The organism is Paenibacillus haidiansis (assembly GCF_036553665.1).
In the GTDB taxonomy this organism is placed as follows: domain Bacteria; phylum Bacillota; class Bacilli; order Paenibacillales; family Paenibacillaceae; genus Fontibacillus; species Fontibacillus haidiansis.
The window spans coordinates 132,920-149,577 of the sequence record NZ_JAZHPZ010000010.1 but is presented as its reverse complement, the minus strand read 5'-3'; the positions used below and the strand labels follow the sequence as shown (position 1 = coordinate 149,577).

The 16,658-nt window shown below is 51.6% G+C and carries 18 protein-coding genes and 1 riboswitch; of the genes, 5 read left to right on the top strand and 13 right to left on the bottom strand.

All coding sequences use genetic code 11. The features are described 5' to 3' along the window. Positions 1-15: 15 nt before the first annotated feature. From nrdF to V3851_RS18625, 4 genes are all read right to left on the bottom strand, one after another. On the bottom strand, positions 16-978 hold the full coding sequence (nrdF, locus tag V3851_RS18640; RefSeq protein ID WP_331848068.1) for a class 1b ribonucleoside-diphosphate reductase subunit beta: 963 nt from the start codon (positions 976-978) through the stop codon (positions 16-18). 98 nt (positions 979-1,076) lie between these two features. Continuing rightward, on the bottom strand, positions 1,077-3,161 hold the full coding sequence (gene nrdE, locus V3851_RS18635; protein WP_331848067.1) for a class 1b ribonucleoside-diphosphate reductase subunit alpha: 2,085 nt from the start codon (positions 3,159-3,161) through the stop codon (positions 1,077-1,079). Beyond that, on the bottom strand, positions 3,136-3,507 hold the full coding sequence (nrdI, locus tag V3851_RS18630; RefSeq protein ID WP_331848096.1) for a class Ib ribonucleoside-diphosphate reductase assembly flavoprotein NrdI: 372 nt from the start codon (positions 3,505-3,507) through the stop codon (positions 3,136-3,138). Before nrdI ends, nrdE begins: the two co-directional genes overlap by 26 nt. A 116-nt stretch (positions 3,508-3,623) precedes the next feature. After that, a riboswitch (cobalamin riboswitch) is annotated at positions 3,624-3,828 on the bottom strand. A 159-nt stretch (positions 3,829-3,987) separates the two neighbouring features. Then, positions 3,988-4,557, bottom strand: a complete 570-nt coding sequence (locus tag V3851_RS18625; RefSeq protein ID WP_331848066.1) for a thymidine kinase — start codon at positions 4,555-4,557, stop codon at positions 3,988-3,990. 146 nt (positions 4,558-4,703) lie between these two features. On the opposite strand from V3851_RS18625, the gene V3851_RS18620 reads away from it, so the two are divergent. Further along, positions 4,704-5,576, top strand: coding sequence for a pentapeptide repeat-containing protein (locus tag V3851_RS18620; protein WP_331848065.1), 873 nt, complete (start codon positions 4,704-4,706; stop codon positions 5,574-5,576). A gap of 77 nt (positions 5,577-5,653) precedes the next feature. On the opposite strand, the gene V3851_RS18615 is transcribed toward V3851_RS18620, so the two are convergent. The 3 genes from V3851_RS18615 to V3851_RS18605 are packed head-to-tail and all read right to left on the bottom strand — an operon-like array spanning position 5,654 to position 9,266. Further along, positions 5,654-6,793 carry a toxic anion resistance protein gene (locus V3851_RS18615; RefSeq protein ID WP_331848064.1) on the bottom strand — a complete coding sequence of 380 codons (1,140 nt, stop codon included), beginning with the start codon at positions 6,791-6,793 and terminating at the stop codon, positions 5,654-5,656. A 27-nt stretch (positions 6,794-6,820) separates the two neighbouring features. Further along, positions 6,821-8,509, bottom strand: coding sequence for a vWA domain-containing protein (locus V3851_RS18610; protein ID WP_331848063.1), 1,689 nt, complete (start codon positions 8,507-8,509; stop codon positions 6,821-6,823). 13 nt (positions 8,510-8,522) lie between these two features. Then, on the bottom strand, positions 8,523-9,266 hold the full coding sequence (locus tag V3851_RS18605; RefSeq protein ID WP_331848062.1) for a hypothetical protein: 744 nt from the start codon (positions 9,264-9,266) through the stop codon (positions 8,523-8,525). Positions 9,267-9,530: 264 nt separating this feature from the next. Here V3851_RS18605 and V3851_RS18600 point away from each other — a divergent pair, with 264 nt between their 5' ends. Both V3851_RS18600 and V3851_RS18595 read left to right on the top strand, forming a co-directional pair. Further along, positions 9,531-10,031 (top strand): RNA polymerase sigma factor, encoded by a 501-nt coding sequence (locus V3851_RS18600; RefSeq protein ID WP_331848061.1) that lies wholly within the window; start codon positions 9,531-9,533, stop codon positions 10,029-10,031. Beyond that, the gene (locus V3851_RS18595) at positions 10,015-10,707 is read left to right on the top strand and encodes a hypothetical protein (RefSeq protein ID WP_331848060.1); all 693 of its coding nucleotides are present in this window, start codon (positions 10,015-10,017) and stop codon (positions 10,705-10,707) included. Before V3851_RS18600 ends, V3851_RS18595 begins: the two co-directional genes overlap by 17 nt. Positions 10,708-10,782: 75 nt before the next feature. Here V3851_RS18595 and V3851_RS18590 read toward each other — a convergent pair whose 3' ends face one another. Next, positions 10,783-11,223: a tyrosine-protein phosphatase gene (locus V3851_RS18590; RefSeq protein WP_331848059.1), complete on the bottom strand. Its 441-nt coding sequence runs from the start codon at positions 11,221-11,223 to the stop codon at positions 10,783-10,785. Positions 11,224-11,425: 202 nt separating this feature from the next. Next, on the bottom strand, positions 11,426-12,592 hold the full coding sequence (locus V3851_RS18585) for an aminotransferase class I/II-fold pyridoxal phosphate-dependent enzyme (protein WP_331848058.1): 1,167 nt from the start codon (positions 12,590-12,592) through the stop codon (positions 11,426-11,428). A gap of 549 nt (positions 12,593-13,141) precedes the next feature. Here V3851_RS18585 and erm point away from each other — a divergent pair. Then, a complete protein-coding gene (gene erm, locus V3851_RS18580; protein ID WP_331848057.1) occupies positions 13,142-13,978 on the top strand; it encodes a 23S ribosomal RNA methyltransferase Erm in 837 nt (278 codons plus the stop codon). A 126-nt stretch (positions 13,979-14,104) separates the two neighbouring features. Next, a complete protein-coding gene (locus V3851_RS18575; RefSeq protein ID WP_331848056.1) occupies positions 14,105-14,263 on the top strand; it encodes a hypothetical protein in 159 nt (52 codons plus the stop codon). 146 nt (positions 14,264-14,409) lie between these two features. Here the strand turns inward: V3851_RS18575 and V3851_RS18570 are convergent, their stop codons facing one another. From V3851_RS18570 to V3851_RS18555, 4 genes are read right to left on the bottom strand one after another with little or no spacing between them, the layout of a single operon-like run. Beyond that, the gene (locus V3851_RS18570; RefSeq protein WP_331848055.1) at positions 14,410-14,805 is read right to left on the bottom strand and encodes a VOC family protein; all 396 of its coding nucleotides are present in this window, start codon (positions 14,803-14,805) and stop codon (positions 14,410-14,412) included. Positions 14,806-14,834: 29 nt separating this feature from the next. Continuing rightward, complete coding sequence (locus V3851_RS18565; protein ID WP_331848054.1) at positions 14,835-15,335, bottom strand: DinB family protein; 501 nt, start codon at positions 15,333-15,335, stop codon at positions 14,835-14,837. 5 nt (positions 15,336-15,340) lie between these two features. Further along, positions 15,341-16,120 carry an RNA polymerase sigma factor gene (locus tag V3851_RS18560; protein WP_331848053.1) on the bottom strand — a complete coding sequence of 260 codons (780 nt, stop codon included), beginning with the start codon at positions 16,118-16,120 and terminating at the stop codon, positions 15,341-15,343. Positions 16,121-16,133: 13 nt separating this feature from the next. After that, entirely contained in the window at positions 16,134-16,541 is a 408-nt protein-coding gene (locus V3851_RS18555) for a VOC family protein (protein WP_331848052.1), read from the bottom strand. Between the last annotated feature and the right edge of the window lie 117 nt (positions 16,542-16,658).

Below are 16,658 nucleotides of genomic sequence, written 5' to 3'. Positions count from 1 at the left end.
CATTTGTTATGCCGTTTAAAACACGAAATCGTCATCCGTAAGTTGATCCACGTGCATCGCACGATGGTAAGAGTTGCCCTTCAGGCTGAAAAAGTCATGATTTTTCGAATCCGTCTTAAGTCCGTTCTCGACGATCGGATTGATCTTTTCGTCCGGGAAGTACGGCTCCAATCCCAGATTCATCAGCGCTTTGTTGGCGTTGTAGTGCACGAAGCTGAGCACTTCATCCTGCAGCCCCAGCGGCGTGTAAATCTCCTCCGTGTACTGGCGCTCGATCTCGGCCAGCTGACGGAACAACTCATCCATTTCCGCCTCCGCTTCCGCCAGTTCTTCAGCGCCGAGCGACGCCCGCACCTCCTGGGCCAGCAGTCCTACGAATACGCCGTGGATGCTCTCGTCGCGCAGGATCATGTTGATGATCTCGCCGCTGGCGGTCATTTTCCCTTGTCCGGCAAGATAGAGCGGGTAGAAGAAGCCGCTGTAAAACAAGAACGATTCCAGGAACACACTGGCGGTCATCGCCAGGTACAATTCCTTGCCGGTCGCTTGGGGCTTGAAGAGCTTTTTGTAACAGCCCGTAATCAGCTCGGCCTTGCGGGTCAGCAGCGGGTGCGCGTCCACCCAGGCGAACAGCTCGTCGATCTCGGTTCCGGTGCATAGCGTTGTGAAAATATGGCTGTAGGATTTGGCGTGAATTTCCTCCATCGCGCCCATAAACGCCAATACCGATTTGGCCTGTAAATTGGTAGTATGCAGCAGAATCAGCGGCATGCCTTCGCCGCCTTGCTTCGTATCGAGCAGGGTAAGTCCGCCGAGCACCTTCTTGTAGATGTCCTTCTCCTGCTCACTCAGCATATCCCAAACATTCTTATCGGTAGAGACGGGGAATTCCTCCTCCGTCCAGAACTGCTGTATATTTTGATTCCAAAACATTTTGGAGTAATCGTCTTCGGGTTTGTTCCAGTTTACTGCGCGCATTGCAGGGTTCCTCCTTTGCTGGTCGGGCGTGGGCAGCGTTTGTCCACGACACTGTCTATCCGATTCATCGGCCTCATGTTCCTGGCTTTACCTTGGCATTAGATCGCGCAGGCGATGCACTCCTCGATGCCGACTTTTCTGGTACGGGTATAATAGAGGCTCTTCAGGCCTTTCTTGTTGGCATAGATGTAGTATCTGGCCAGTTCACGGGTCGACACGTCGCTGTTGACGAACAATACGGTCGAAATCCCTTGATCGACATGCGGCTGGATGACCGAGATCAGATCGATCAGCTTGAACATATCCATGTTATAGGCGGATTTATACAACAGCACGTTCTCCCTGGACAAATAAGGGACCGGGTAGTAGGTTGTCGAGTTGCCGTACGTCCGGGTCTCGATCTGATCCACGATCGGCATCACGGATGACGTCGCATTTTGGATATAAGAAATCGAGGCCGTCGGCGCGCAGGCCAGCCGATAGGCATGATACAGCCCATGTTCGGCGACCTGCTCTTTTAGCGCCGCCCATTGCTTCGGACCCGGAATTTCCATGCCTTCAAACAGCTTTTGTACCTTTGCCGTCTTCGGGGCGAAGTCGGTCTCAAGATACGGGAGGAAGTATGCGCCGTTCGCATAGTCGGAAGCTTCAAAGCCTTGGAATGTCACGCCGCGCTCCTTGGCGATATTCATCGATCTCTCCAAGCTGTAGAAGTTCATCATCATGAAAAATGTTCCGGCGAAATCTTTCGCTTCTTCGCTCTCGTACGGGATGCCGTTCTTCGCTAGATAGCCGTGCAGATTCATCACGCCGAGGCCGACGGAGTGCAGCTCCGAGTTGGCTTTGCGCACGCCCGGCGCGTTCTCGATGCTCATCATGTCGGACACCGCGGTTAGCATATCCATGCCCGTGTATACGGACTCGCGAAGCTTGCGGTGCTCCATCACATTCACGATGTTCAGCGAGCCGAGGTTGCAGCTGATGTCGCGGCGGATTTCGTCCGCTTGATCATAATCGTGGATCGTGGAGGTTTCCTGCAGCTGGAAGATTTCCGTACACAGATTGGACATTTTGATGCTGCCGATCGCGTTCAAGGCATGCTGGCGGCTGGCGTTCGAGCGGTAGATGATATAGGGATAGCCGCTCTCCAGCTGGATGATCGCAATCTTCGTCAGCATATCGCGTGCGCTCATCACTTTCTTTTTGATCACGGCAGGGTTGGCGAGCAGTTCCTCATACATCGCATCGATATCCATATCGTCGAGATGCTGCCCGTACGCCTTATAGACGGAATACGGGGCAAATGCATACAGATCCTCGTTCCGCTCGGCGAGCTCAAAGAATTTATCCGGGCAGATCAGTCCGATGGACAGCGACTGCAGGCGGGACTTCTCGTCGGCGTTGATCTTCTTGCTGTCGAGCAGCTCGTTGGCATCCCAGTGGAAAATGTTGATATACACAGCCCCCGCGCCTTTGCGCTGGCCCAATTGGTTCACATAAGAGAACGTATCCTCGAGAATTTTGGCCACCGGCATGATGCCGCTGGAGGCGTTCGCGATGCCCTTGATTTCTTCGTTGCGGGCGCGCAGCTTGCTCAGGTTCAGCGCGATACCGCCGCCCAGCTTGGACAGCTGCATCGAGGTCGAAATATTGTAGTTGATGCTGTTCAGCGAGTCGTCAAGCTCAAGCAGGTAGCAGGAGACCATTTCACCGCGCCGGGCTTTCCCGGCATTGAGAAAGGTCGGCGTTGCGGGCTGGTAGCGCTGCTCGATCAGCGCAACGGCGTATTCCTTGGCCTTTTCAAAGTTCCCTTGGCCTAGGAACAGGGAGACAATCGCGATCCGGTCCTGATATGTCTCCAGATACAGTTTTTTGTCGTTTGTTTTCAGGGCGTAGTCCCGATAAAATTTGGAAACGGCCATGTAAGATTTGAATTCGAACGGGATGGAGGCAATTAGCGCAGTGATGGACTTTACCTGCTCCATCGTGTATTCGGCGAGCACATCATAGTAATAGTTATGCTCTACCAAATAAGTAATCCGCTCCTCTACGCTGGAGAAAGCCATCATTTGCAGTTTTACCTCTTCCTCAAACGCCTGTACGGCTTGCAGGTCCTTTTCCAGATCGAAGAAGCCGTCTTCTCTCCGGGACATAATTTCATTGTTTAGCTCGATATGCTTCAAGTGAACTCATCCTTTCTTGAAAGTTGGTAACATCTAACGGAGTGCCGCTGAGTTCAAATTTGTACAGCACAGGCACTTCATACTGGGAGGCGATCTTGTCGGCGCTCATGGCGAAGCATTGCCCCCAATTGCGGTTGCCGGAAGCGGCCACGGCCTGCAGCTGTTTGTGGTTCCTGGCCAGAAATTTCTGCACCTTCTCCGGAACCTGGCCGAAGCCCGTCGTATAGGTGACCAACACGAAAGGCGTATCCAGACTCATATCCTCGTCAATCTGAACGCATTCGGCATCCAGCTTTTGAATAAACCGTCTGACATTGCCGGTTTTTGAATCGTAGGCGATAACCATCATTTTCACATCCTTCAATAAAAAAAGATATTTTACCCCCGAAAGAACGGGCAGGCAAAATACCTCAGCTTAAAATAACCTGATGTAAAACACTGTCCTATTTCCCGTAGGAAGCTCCCGTGTCTAAGAAACAGGCAGGTCTCCTGGCTCCAGTCTCAACATCCTCTCTACCTTCCCGAATGCCGGTCTATCCAAGGGGCGATTCAGTGGTTCATTCAGAGAGCACTCCTCTGTTACAGTGGCGGGACCGCGTCGGTTTCGCACCGCACTTCCCTATTAAACCTTGTTGATCAACAAAGTACCTGTCTCCACAATATGTAGTTGGCGTATTGCGAATATATCCCAATATATAGTGTTATGTCAAGATGTTTTTAATAAATATCATTTAGAAATAGAGCAAAACAAAGTTTGATTCTAAAGAAGCCCCGGACCATTCGGGCTGGTCCGGGGCTAATTCTCACTTGCGATAGTAGGGATATTTTACAGCGGCGGGTTGGCATGGCATTTGCGGCATACCGGATAGTAGGATTCATTGCCGCCGATTTGGATCTGCTCTCCGGTATATACCGGTTTGCCGTTCTCCATCCGCAGGTTCATCGTGGCCTTGCGGGCGCAAAACCAGCAGATTGTTTTCATTTCTTCGATTTTGTCCGCGTATATGAGCAATTGGCGGCTGCCCTCGAACAGCTGATTTTGAAAATCGTTCTTCAGCCCGAACGCCATCACCGGGATATCGAGCTCATCGACGATCCGAACAAGCTGCCGGATGCTGCTTTCACTAAGAAATTGACATTCGTCGATCAGCACGCAATACAGCTTCGGTTTATGACTTCGTACGATTTCGTAAATATCCGTATCGTCGTAAATCGGAATCGCTTCTCTGCGCAAACCGATCCGTGAAGAGACGAAGCCTACTTCATCGCGGTCGTCCACGGCGGAAGTAAAAATAAGAACAGGCTTGTTTTGTTCTTCGTAATTGTGGGCGACCTTCAAAATTTCAATCGACTTACCGCTGTTCATTGCTCCGTACTTGTAAAACAACTGTGCCAATTGTAATGTTCCTCTCTTTATTCATTTCTGTAAATTTTCGTTGACTACTGGTCAAACAAAATCATTCTATCATAAAATGCTATAGGGATTTAAGATAATATATAGATAATTAAATTTAAGGTGCATCATGAAAGGAAGTTGGGGTAATGGCACGGAATCACGAAAATACGCCGTCTTCGCCCGCCCCCGGGCGGGCCGGCCTTCAGGCGGATTGCGGGAACTGCTTCGGCTTATGCTGTGTGGCGCTGCCGTTCGCCGCTTCGGCGGATTTTGCCGCCGACAAACCGGCCGGCCAGCCTTGTCCGCATCTGCGGGAGGATTTCCGCTGCGGTACGCATGATTCGCTGCGGGACCGCGGATACCGCGGCTGTACGGTGTATGATTGCTTCGGTGCCGGACAGAAAGTCTCGCAAATCACCTATCGCGGAATAGACTGGCGCCAAGCTCCCGGGACCGCCGCGGAGATGTTCGCGGTGTTTCCGGTTATGTGGCAGCTTCATGAGCTGCTTTGGTACCTATACGAAGTTTTGGCCCTGCCGGCCGCCGATACTCTCCGTGATGAGATCCGCCGGGCTCTGGACGAAACGGAGCGATTCACTGGTTTAGGACCGGACGAGCTTATCGCGCTGGATGCGGCGGGGCACCGGGCCAAGGTGAGCGATCTGCTTCGCCAAGCGAGCGAGCTGGTGCGCGAAGACGCCCGCCGCCGATATGGAAGCCCGCAGAAACCGCCGAAGCGTAAAGTGGGGCGGGGAGCCGATCTCATCGGCGCCAAATTGAAGGGGGCGGACCTCCGGTACGCCAATTTAAGGGGCGCTTACCTCATTGCCGCCGATCTCCGGGACGCCGATCTCAGATTCGCCGACCTGATCGGGGCGGACTTCCGGGATGCGGATATTCGCGGGGCCGATCTGACCGGCAGCCTTTTCCTGACCCAAACGCAGCTTAACGCGGCGAGGGGAGATGCCGCCACGAAGCTGCCGCCGTCGCTCGTCCGTCCGCCGCATTGGGCCGGATGAACGCGAAAAAATCCTGCAGTGGAATGCAGGATTTTTCGTTTTGCCTTCGGCGTTATTCCGTTTTCGCCCTGTCAAAGCTACAACCCTAATTTCTGGCCTTTCTCCAGACGTTCGATCTGCTTTTCGCCGGTATCGGCCAATTCCCGGAACTGGCTGATCGTTTCGCGCATTTTCGGGAGCGCCTCCCGCTTGTAGGTGCTGATCGAATCGAAAGCCTCCAGCACGTCGCTGAAAGCCTGTTTCAGCGTATCGACGGAGATGCTCGTTTCCAGCGATTGCTTCTGAATCGCCGCGCCCTGATCCTTCAGCATTTTCGAGGTGCTGGCGATCAGATTGTCCGTCGTTTGGTTCAGCAGCTCGATTTTTTTCAGGACGATTCTTTGGTTGTAAAGCGCGCTGGCGACCGTCACGGAAATTCTCAGGGCGGAAACGGTGACGTTCTTGGCTCTGTCCACGCCCCGGATCAATTCTTTGTTGTTTCTGATTACGACTTCGATCGCCATGATGCCCTGCTGGTTCACGACCAGCATTTGCTGCAGGTCCATGACCCGCTGCCGCAGCGGGAACAGCACTTCCTCGGTGATGAAGCGGATCTTGTCCTCGGATTCCTGGCGCAGTTTTGCCGTCTCGAGCTGGGATTCGATCTCCGCGTCCATCAGCATGCCGAGCTGGATTTCTTTTTGCAGCTTTTTGGTCAGCTCCCGCAGCGCCTGCTGTTCGAATTCCAGCGTCGTATTGTCGTTCTTCAACACGGATTTGCCTTTATCCAGGGAGACGATAATGTCGGAAATGACGGAGTCGGCTTTTTGAAACTTTGCGAAGTAGGCCCGCAGCGGGTTGAACAATTTACCCAAAAAGCCGGTCTTGGCGAAATCGACTACGCTCGGGTCCAGATCCTTCAATTGAAGCTGCAGCTCGGTTAGCCCTTTGGCGACCTGGCCGCCGTCGTCGCCCATTTTAGACAGATCGCCGACGGATACTTGCAGGAGTGAATTCTTCTCCGACGACGATTTCATCGTGCTCATCCCAAAATTATCGATCGACTGCAAAATTTCTCTCCGCTTCTCCAAGGACTCGATATCGAGATCCAGGATCGTCGTGACATTGCTTTGGGCCAGCTCCTTTAGCTGCGATACTTCCTCGGGTTCGGGCTTCACCTGCTCCTCAATTGCGGATTTCAGTTCTTCCGGGCTTACTACTTCCATCGTAAATGACAATCTAATTCCTCCTCGTCCCCATAAAATTTACATTTGCACATTCAGCAAATTGCCGATCTTGTACACGACGTCTTCCGTGTCCGCATTGATGCTGGCCGCCTCATTGATGCTGGAGATGCTTTGCAGCGCCTGAATGTTGGCGTTATATCCGATGGTGTAGACCGGGATTTTGTAGTTTTCGATCAATCCCTTGATATCTTTCAGCGAATGGCCGGTGTTCGTCTCGCCGTCGCTAAGCACAAAGATCAGCGGCTTCACGTTCGGATTCGCAGTCAGCTCATCCTGGAGCATTTTCATCGCCACCACGATCCCGTCGAAGGTCGCCGTACCCCCGCCGGCCTGCAGGCTGTCGACCGCGCCGACGAACATCGACTGCTGATTCGTATCGTACTTTCCGATCGGCAGGTTGATCGTCACGTCGTCGGAGTAAGAAACAAAACCGATGCTGTTGTCCCGGCCCAAATATTTCTGGCCCGTAAGCAGCGATTCCTTCAGCCGTTTCAACGGTTCGCCGTCCATGCTGCCCGAGATATCGGCCACGAATACGGCGGCAATCGGCTTGCTCGCGTCTTTCTTTTCCTTCCATACCTTTTGTGCGGAGGTAAGGAGATTTCCGTCGACGGCCGGCAGCTCCGAGCGGTAATCGTCCAGCCCGTTGAAGCCTTTGTCCTTGGCGAGATTCTGATATTTCTCCTGCCCGGCAAACTCGGCGAACCGTTTGATAATCTCGAGCTTATCGGCAGGCAAATCGCCCAGCGCATACAGCGGGCTGTCATGTCTGACCCCGAACGGGGTGAAAACATATCCGCCCTTCAGATCCGCCGCATTGACATAGGTTTGATACTCCAGAACAAAGGAATCGAGCATCCCGGTTTCCGCGGCTTCGCGCATTTGCAGCGTGGTCGACGAAATAAAAGGGACGTTGGCCTGGAATTTCTCAAAGCCCTGAACCGCCTTGTCTCCGAGCAGGTTGGAGCTGTCGAACGTCTCCAGCGCGGTGACCAGGAAGTTCAACCCGGTCGAACTTGCGAAAGGGTCCGTGTATCCCATGGACAGCTCGTTATCCGCGATCGCGTCGGTAATCGTCTTGACGTTGACGGCCCCGTATTTGTCGACCAGTTCATCATATTTCGCTTTGTTCGTTACGATGCCCGCGACATTGCCGGCCAGGCGGTCGGCGACAAGCTGGGTTTTGACCCCCTGCGCCTTGACCATTTCGCCCCACAGCTCGTTGGAAGGGGTGAAGGCGTCCGGTACATACTTGCCTGATCTGATGTAATCCGTGGCCGTACCGGAGGCGATATTGCGGATTTTTACCGATACGGGATTGCCGTTCACCGTTATCTTGGCCTTGTTGAATTCTTCCGCGACTTCATTTAACCAGCCGTCGACTCCCGTACCCGACTTTTCGGTGGACGAGAAGATTTCCACGAAGCTGTCCGTGGTATTCTCTACCGAGATGGGGAACTTGGAGATATCGGGCAAGGAATCGCTGACGGATACGGGATCGAGGTCGATTTGCCCTTTTACCGGTTCCGCCGTGGCAATCCGAATATCGTTATAGAGCTTTTCCAGCTTTTTCGCCGCGTCTTCGGCAGTGATCTCCGTTTCGGATTTGCCCAGATTGGCGGTTAAAGTGATTCCGAAATAAACAATGGCAAATACCGCCGCCGCAATGATCAGCAGTATCGCAAATGCCTTTCCTCTTCTTGCCATTCTCATCTCCCCTTCATTGCTTATAAAATTTAGTCTGGCGGATCAGTGCGTCGATCTCCTTCATGCCGGGCATTTCCTCAATATCTTTGTAATCGGCGCTGCCCAACTGGGAGATCTCCAGCAGCAATTTGTCCAGCTTGAGCAAAATTTCTTCGTTGGCGCCGATATAGCCGGCGATGGAAGTCAAATATTCGTTGTAGAGGGCGGTTTTCTCCTGAACGAGCTTGCTCGAAAACCGCCCGGAATTGTGCTTGTTCGTATAGATGGACAATTCCGAAGCGTCGAAAACGCCCAATTTGTTCAAAATCCCCCGGACGTTAAGGTAGAACAGCTTCTCGACCTCGGCGATGACGGAGGCGAATTTCTTATAGCTTAACTCCGCCGGATCAAATCTTTGGCTCAGAACATCCAGCAAAGTATCTTTCTTCTTCTCTATCCGCTCCAGCTGATCAAGGGCAAGCTGAATATCGGATTTGAGCACTTTAACATCCCTGTAGTGACCAAGCGCTTCTATGTAATCCTCATGCGTTACGATATCTTTGATCGGGGGGACGGCGGGAGGTTTAAACAGCAGTACGTAGCTCCCGTAGACCAGCACCAGGAAGCTGATTACGAGCAGCGTTACGCCGGCGGCGGTCTGCAGGACGCTTGCGCCTCCGATTTGAATCCCGATCAGCCCCGGGGAAAATAAAATAATGTCCAAAACCGCGATCCCGGCGATCAGTCCCAACAGCTTCGTCAACTTTGTAATATTCAATGATAGATACACCTCCTTTTCCATGCCAAGATACGATAATCGCGATACCGGATTTAGCGTTCCGCTCCGACTGGATTGGCTTCTTTTGCTAATTTTATCAGATAATCGGATTACGATGTTCCAAATATTTACTGATTAAATAGCCAAAAACTCACTTATTTCTGAGTTATTACGCAAGAGCTTTGGTAATTGTTTCAAAAATATTTTCCAGTGATGTAACGAATTATCGCTACGTCCGTCATATAGTCGTGAGGATGTGAAGGAATGGCTGACTTTGAACAGATCTATTACCGGCACTTCCGGGAAGTGTACAGATTCGTATACTCCCTAAGCCGGGATAAGGGCGTTTCCGAGGAAATTACCCAGGAAACCTTTTTTAAAGCGCTTAAGAGCATTCACGGCTTCAAAGGCAACTGCAAGCTCAGTGTCTGGCTCTGCCAAATCGCCAAGAACACCTACTTTTCTTATCTGGACAAGCAAAAACGTATCGCTCCGGAACAGGCGGATATAAACGCGATCTCGGGCAATTTGGAAGAAGCCATGGTCAAGAGGGAGGAGACGCTCAGGATTCACGGGGCGCTGCGCCGGATAAGTGAACCCTATAAAGAGGTATTCACCCTAAGGGTGTTCGGAGAATTGTCCTTTTCGGAGATCGGCGGACTATTCGAGAAAGGCGAGGGCTGGGCGAGGGTGACTTTTTTTCGTGCCAAGCAAAAAATTCAGGATCTGTTGAAGGAGGAGGATGAGCATGAACAAGATTCATGACAACATTATTAGGGACTTGTTGCCCCTGTATATCGACAAGGTGTGCAGTTCGGAAACCGAGAGATTGGTCGAGGAGCGTTTGCAGGACTCCGAGGTTCTCCGCGAAGAGTTGGATAAGATGCGAACCGATGTGCGGATTTCGGAGGAGACAAGCGAACGGTATGAAGGAGAGGCGGAGGCGATCAAGCGGATTTCCGCATTTTGGAGCCGGTCGAAATGGCGGGCCTTTTTGAAGGGGACCGTGCTAACCTTTTCGGTCTGCTGCGTATTGCTGTTGGGGTATGTCGGCTTATTCCGCTGGAACGTGGTTCCCGTTTCTTCCGAAGTCATCGAGATTTCCGATATCGGCAGGCTGGAGGATGGTAAAATTGTCTACCACATTGCTCTGACCGACGGCTATGAGTCCAACCGGTCCAGGTTCGAGATGGATGACCGGGGGAATTTTTATATTGTTCCTTATCGTCCCATTATAAAAACTAAGGCTAAAGTGGAAGTTGCGATCAGCTATTACGAGCAGTTGGATTTTGAGAACGAGATTTACAGGGAGAGATACGGCGAGGGGAAGGCGATCCAAGCGCTTTATTACGGCAAGCCGGAAGACAGCATATTGGTCTGGAAACAAGAAATGCAGGTGCCGGCGGCCAGTGGCAAAGCGGAGGCGTGGTTTGCCCCTTGAGGGAGGCATGTCAAAAAGCCCTGCCACCTGGTGAAAAGATGTCAGGGTTTTAAGAACTGTCCAGATCTTGATGATTTACTCCGTATACATAGCCTTCAGCTTGGCCCGTTCCTGCTTGGTAATGCCCAGGCCTTGCTCCAGGAATCCATCGATTGAGCCGTATTTGGCTTTCATTTCATCGAGCGCGGCCTGAAGGAATTCTTTCTGTACGCCCATCAGTGCGGTGAAAGCGGCGAGGGTGTCTTCGTCTTGAATTTGGCCCTTGAGGGCTTCAATTGATTTTTGGTTGGCTTCGGCGCGGTAGACATTGGAAGCCAAGTAGTCCTCCATCACGGTTTGCTCGTCGACGCCGAGTGCGAGAAGAATAATGGCCGAGCCGAGACCGGTACGGTCTTTCCCCGCGGTGCAATGCTGTACAAGCGCCATGTTGTCGGGATCGTTCAGCAGCTCCATCAGCTGTACATAAAATTTCGGCGAGTCGACCATCTGCTTGTTGAAGCCGGCCATCATCTGCACGGCGGAGTCGGCGAGTGATAGAAATGCAGGTCCAAGTAGAAAGTATAGTGCTGAATTGTTTGGAGGAATTCAAACCCATGTTAAGATAAAGTAAAGCGTGGCCGATAAGTAAAGTAATTGCTTAAAAAAGCTCGATGGCATCCGAGAGGTGACTGGCATGATGTTGGCGGGGAATTAAGTAATAAAATCCCCTAATCCGTGTTTATCGCAAAATGCCGCTTTCCTCCACCAATTTCACCGCGCGCCGCAGTGCTTCGTTATCCTGAACAAGCGCAAGCCGGACATAACCTTCGCCAGAGGGGCCGAAGGCGCTGCCGGGGGTGACCAGCACGCCGGCCTTGCTCACGAGCTCCATGGCAAAGCCTTCCGAGCTGCCGTAGTGCGCCGGGATGCGGGCCCAAACGAACATGGTCGCTTCCGGTTTGTCCATGTGCCATCCCAATGCGCTCAGCCCTTCGCACAGAATATTTCTGCGCTCCTCATAAATTCCTCTGACCTCCTGGACACAGGTCTGGTCGCCGGTGATCGCCGCAATAGCCGCCCGCTGAAGCGGAAGGAACATGCCGTAGTCCATATTCGACTTCAGGGTTTTCAGCGCGGAGACGACCTCCCGGTTGCCGAGACAGAAGCCGATCCGGGCGCCGGCCAGGCCGTAGGTTTTGGACAGGGAGTTAAATTCAACCCCGACGTCCATGGCACCCGGGAAAGACAGGAAGCTGCCGCAGGCTTTGCCGTCAAAAACGAGCTCGCTGTACGCGTTATCATGCAGAACGATGATATCGTATTTCTTGGCAAAAGCGATCAAGTCCCGGTAGAACGAATCCGGAGCGAGCGCGGCCGTCGGATTATTGGGGTAGGACACGATCATAAACTTGGCCCGTTTCGCCACGTCCTCGGGAATGTCCTCAAGCCGGATGACATAGCCGTGCTCTTCTTTCTGCGGCATATAGTACAGCTCGGCGCCGGCCAGCAGCGGGCCGTCCGCAAACACGGGATAGCAAGGATCGGGAACAAGTACAAGATCGCCTTCGTCGACAATGGACAAGGAAATGTGCGCGAGCCCTTCCTGGGAGCCGAGCAGCGAGCAAATTTCCGTCTTGGGGTCAAGCTGCACCCCGTAACGGGTTTTGTACCATTCGCCGACGGCCTCAAGCAGCTTCGTCTGGTCGTTGACGGCATAAATATAGTTACCGGGCTCGGCTGCCGCTTTACACAACGCATCCGTAATATGCCCGGCGGGCGGGATATTGGGGGTGCCGACACTGAGATCGATCACCGGTTCACCAAGCGCAAGCTTGTTTCTTTTGATCTCCTGCAGCCTGGAAAATATCCCCTCGCCGAACTGCTCCATTCTTTTCGCGAATTTCATATTTGGCAGGTTCCTTCCATTAGACATTTTTCTTATTGTAAGAAGGATGCAAAGGGCCGTCAAGGAAGGAGAGGGGATAACATTGTGATTCGATTAAGACTGTGCTACAATAACCTCAACTTAAGGAACGGAGGGTTGTCCTGACGATGGGTGCAGTTAATTTTGGAAGATTGCGTTTTGTCACTTTGTCCCACTAATTTCATAGTGAACAAAGGCTCTGCCTGCGAGCGGAGCAAAACGGAATCGGTCTGCCCATTTTCAGGATTTCCTGCTGCATAATGAAGGATAGGGGACAGCGCGTCTGTCTCTTTTTTGCGTGCGCAAAAACAATGCGTCCTCAAGCGTCCAATGGACGAAGGGGGGCTTTTGCGTCTATTCATTCCTGCAACTGAATCTCCGAATCAACGGTTGTCTTTAACTAGCTTAAGGACAACGGTTATTTGAATGTGCGCAAGGTATATATCCCATTCCCGTTGTTCCGCCGCAGGCACAGGCCTGCGGTTTTTTGTTTGACCACGAAAGATCAACAGAATCGGGAGGAATATATTCATGCGCAAACAGAACAAGAAACATAGAACAGTAAGAAAACATAAATCGGGTCCCAACTTTACGGGACAGCATCTGCTGCACCATCCGCAAACGATCAGAGAACTCATTAATACGATACAAATACAGCGGAGCGATACCGTGCTTGAAATCGGCGCGGGCAAAGGGGGGCTTACGTTTCCGATTGCCGAAAAGGCCGGCAGGGTGCTTGCAGTAGAGATCGATGAGGATTTCGTCAAGGCGCTCCGCATCAAGGCGGACGGCCATCCCCGTATCAAAATTCTCCACGGCGACATAAGGGAAATGCGATTGCCGTCAAGCCCGTTTTGCGTCATCGCGAATATCCCGTTCTCGATCACAACGGCCATTCTGGAAAAGCTGCTTGGGGCGGAAGGTAAAGCGTTTCAGAAGGGGGCGCTGATTCTTGAGAAAGGCGCGGCCCGCAGGTTTACGCAGCGCGATACGCTGGAGCCGCGGTTATTGATGTGGAGAACGCAATTTCAATTCGAGATAGAAAACTTCATTCCCCGCACTCATTTTGCTCCGCCGCCGCGCGTCGATGCAGCCATTGTTCGAATCATGCGAAGAGAACGCCCTTTGGTACCGGCCAAGGAAGGAAGGCGATTCGCCGCCTTCGCGGCTTATATGCTGCGTGAACCCAGGCTTATGGCGGCCCATGCGCTTCGGGGGATTTTTACTCCGGCGCAGTTGAAAGTTACTTTGAACCAGGCGGGGGTTGGCCGTGAGCAAGCGGTCGCTTCGATCTCAGTGGAGCAGTGGGCGGTACTCTTTCTTACCATGCTTCGGCATGTCGCCCCTTACCGCTGGCCTAAGGGGTAAACGCCGTTGCAAACAACGCACGCGTCGACTAACGTTCCAAGAATAACGCGGGAATGCATAAAAAAATCCTGCGTCCATATCCTAATGATTGACCAGACGGCAACCGAAGGGGGTGCAGGATAAAGCATGAGCAAGAAATCCCAAGGTCTTAGCAAATACGAAGTTCAACGGGATCCGATGAACAAAATGCCGGTTCCCGACAAACAAAGAGAAGAGTTTGCCAAGGAAATGGCGGAGGACGCAAAGGCGGCTTTCAGTCAGAATCAATCGAAGCAAGGAGAATAATATAGCAAAATGAAAAGGGCGTCCCTGCACATTAAGGGGCGCCCTTTAAATAAGCGTAGGCTTGGCTGTTGTCGGGAAGCGTTCATGGTGCCGGTAGACGCCATCCATACGATATGATCTTTATGATGAAATTCAAGTGTCTTATCTTATGTTAGTTGTTGCGCAATCTCCCAAATATGCCCGCTAGGATCGGCGAAGCTTGCAGTGCGCACTCCCCATGGCCGGTTCATGGGACCGTTGAGAAGAGTGACGCCACGCGCATTCAGCTCGGCGCAAACAGCATCCACATCGTCTATCCGGATGGTGAATTGGAATCTTGACCCCGCCTCTTGATTTGCGACCGCTTCAGGAGCGATGAGGCTCCGCGCAGAAGAAACATCCAGCAAATTAATGCTCATGTTGGCAAAGTCAAATACAGCAGAGTTCTCATCTTCATAAGCGACGGAAAGACCGAAGATTTCTTGATAAAAAGACTTCGCGGTGTGTAGATCTTCGACAAATAATGTTACGACATTAATACTCATGGACCCTAGAGAAATCATCGTTTCACCTCTTCTTAGTTTCTGGGGATTCAGATAAAAAGCCCGCCTAAACGATCATCGGCTGGAGGCGGGAAGCCCAGACTTCTCGCCATTGATAAGATTTGACCTTTATGATGAAATTCATGTGTCTCCGTTTGAGTGATCAGCAGCAAAGGAGTAGCTGTCTTCGGGTAACCCTGCCAGCTCTCATCTTGCTCGATTGGTTCATTCCAACGATCTGAATATTCCTTTAAGAACCGCTCTACGAGTTCATCCACTTCGGCAAATCTTTTACGGATGAATTTCACATCGGCGCATTCAACCTCGTATACGGGAATATCCCTATGTTCGTTTATCTTGTGAAACGCAAACGATCCCAGCCAGAACGTATAACAGTCAACGACATGAGCATAGGTTCGAATGATCGTTCCGCGTCCAAAAACGGGAGCCTCCTGATGTAATATCTGAGGAGGCAGTTCTTCCAAGAACGCAAGCATATTTTGTCTAGCGGATCTAATCAAATCGTACTGTTGCTGCAACATTTCCAACAACCCAATCACTCCTCGAATTTCGAATGAACCTGTCCATTATGCCAATTCAACTTCTCCGTGATCGTCAATACATTGCCGTCGGGATCGGTAATTGTAAAATAAAGCGTATTTCCGCGCAATTCGATCCGATCCACCACAGCGCCATCGTCTATCATCGTCTGGTACGAACGGAATATCGCATAGGGGTCCGCACGACGAAAACCGTCGACCAACGCTTCGAACACCTCGATGCTAAGTCCGCGGCGCGGAGCTGTAATCACGGACTCATCCCAATATTCCGGATGGCGTTCAACGGCCGTCTTAAGCCTCGTCCTTGCCCGCTTCAGAGTTGCTTTCACCGACCCCTCGGATTGTCCGAACAAAATTCCCGTTTCCTTCGCGGTAAAGTGAAATACATCGATCAGCAAAATAAGAACGACTTGCTTCGGTTCAAGCCGATCGGACAACAACTCGAGGGCTTCGCGCACATCCCATCCGCTCCATTCCTCATAAGAGCCGATTTGGTGCTCTTCGAGCTGTCCGACCTGCGTCTCCCATTTGCGGCTGCGGCATATATCCACCCAAGCGTTGGCGGCAATTCGAAACAAAAACGGCTTCGTAATTTCCCGGTTCGGGAACCGGGTATACCAACGATAGGCTTTAATAAGCGATTCCTGCAGCAAATCGTCCGCATCCCACTCCGAACCGGCCTTAGCCAGACAATACCGTCTTAAATCGCTTTGCAGCGGAAGCGTCATCTCCGCAAAAGTTTCATATCCTCCGTCCGAGCGATCCTCCTGCGGCACTATAGTTGCTTCCTTAAATTATCCTTGTGTGTAAAATACGGCGTCTGCCCCGTCTCTTCCACGATATTAAAGGAATTGCCGTCGGATCGAATGCCTCAAAGAACGTATGTCCTTCCTCTTTGTAGATTTCGCTTAACTTAGCTCCCTTAGCCTTAAGCTGTTCATGCGAATGGTGAATATTGTACGAAGTGAAATTGAAGTAAGGCATCATATCTTTGCCGGTATCGAATTGGACAGGCTGCGGTTTTTCCACTTTCCATAACAAAACCAATGCCTGACCGTTAGGGAACGCGAGCCCGACTCGATAATCGGTCTTCTCAATCGTTTCCAGATCAAACATTCGAGTATACCACTCCTCAGAACGTGCAATGTCGGTTACCGGAATGAAGATGCTGGATACAAATGCGACGATTTTTTCCATAGATAAGCCACTCTCCTTTAACCTGATTTTCAATCTATTAACGATAAAAATCCATAGAAAGATACGGGTAAGCAATAAAGTTTTCAATAAATTAGCTCAGTTTATTGTTTGCAAACC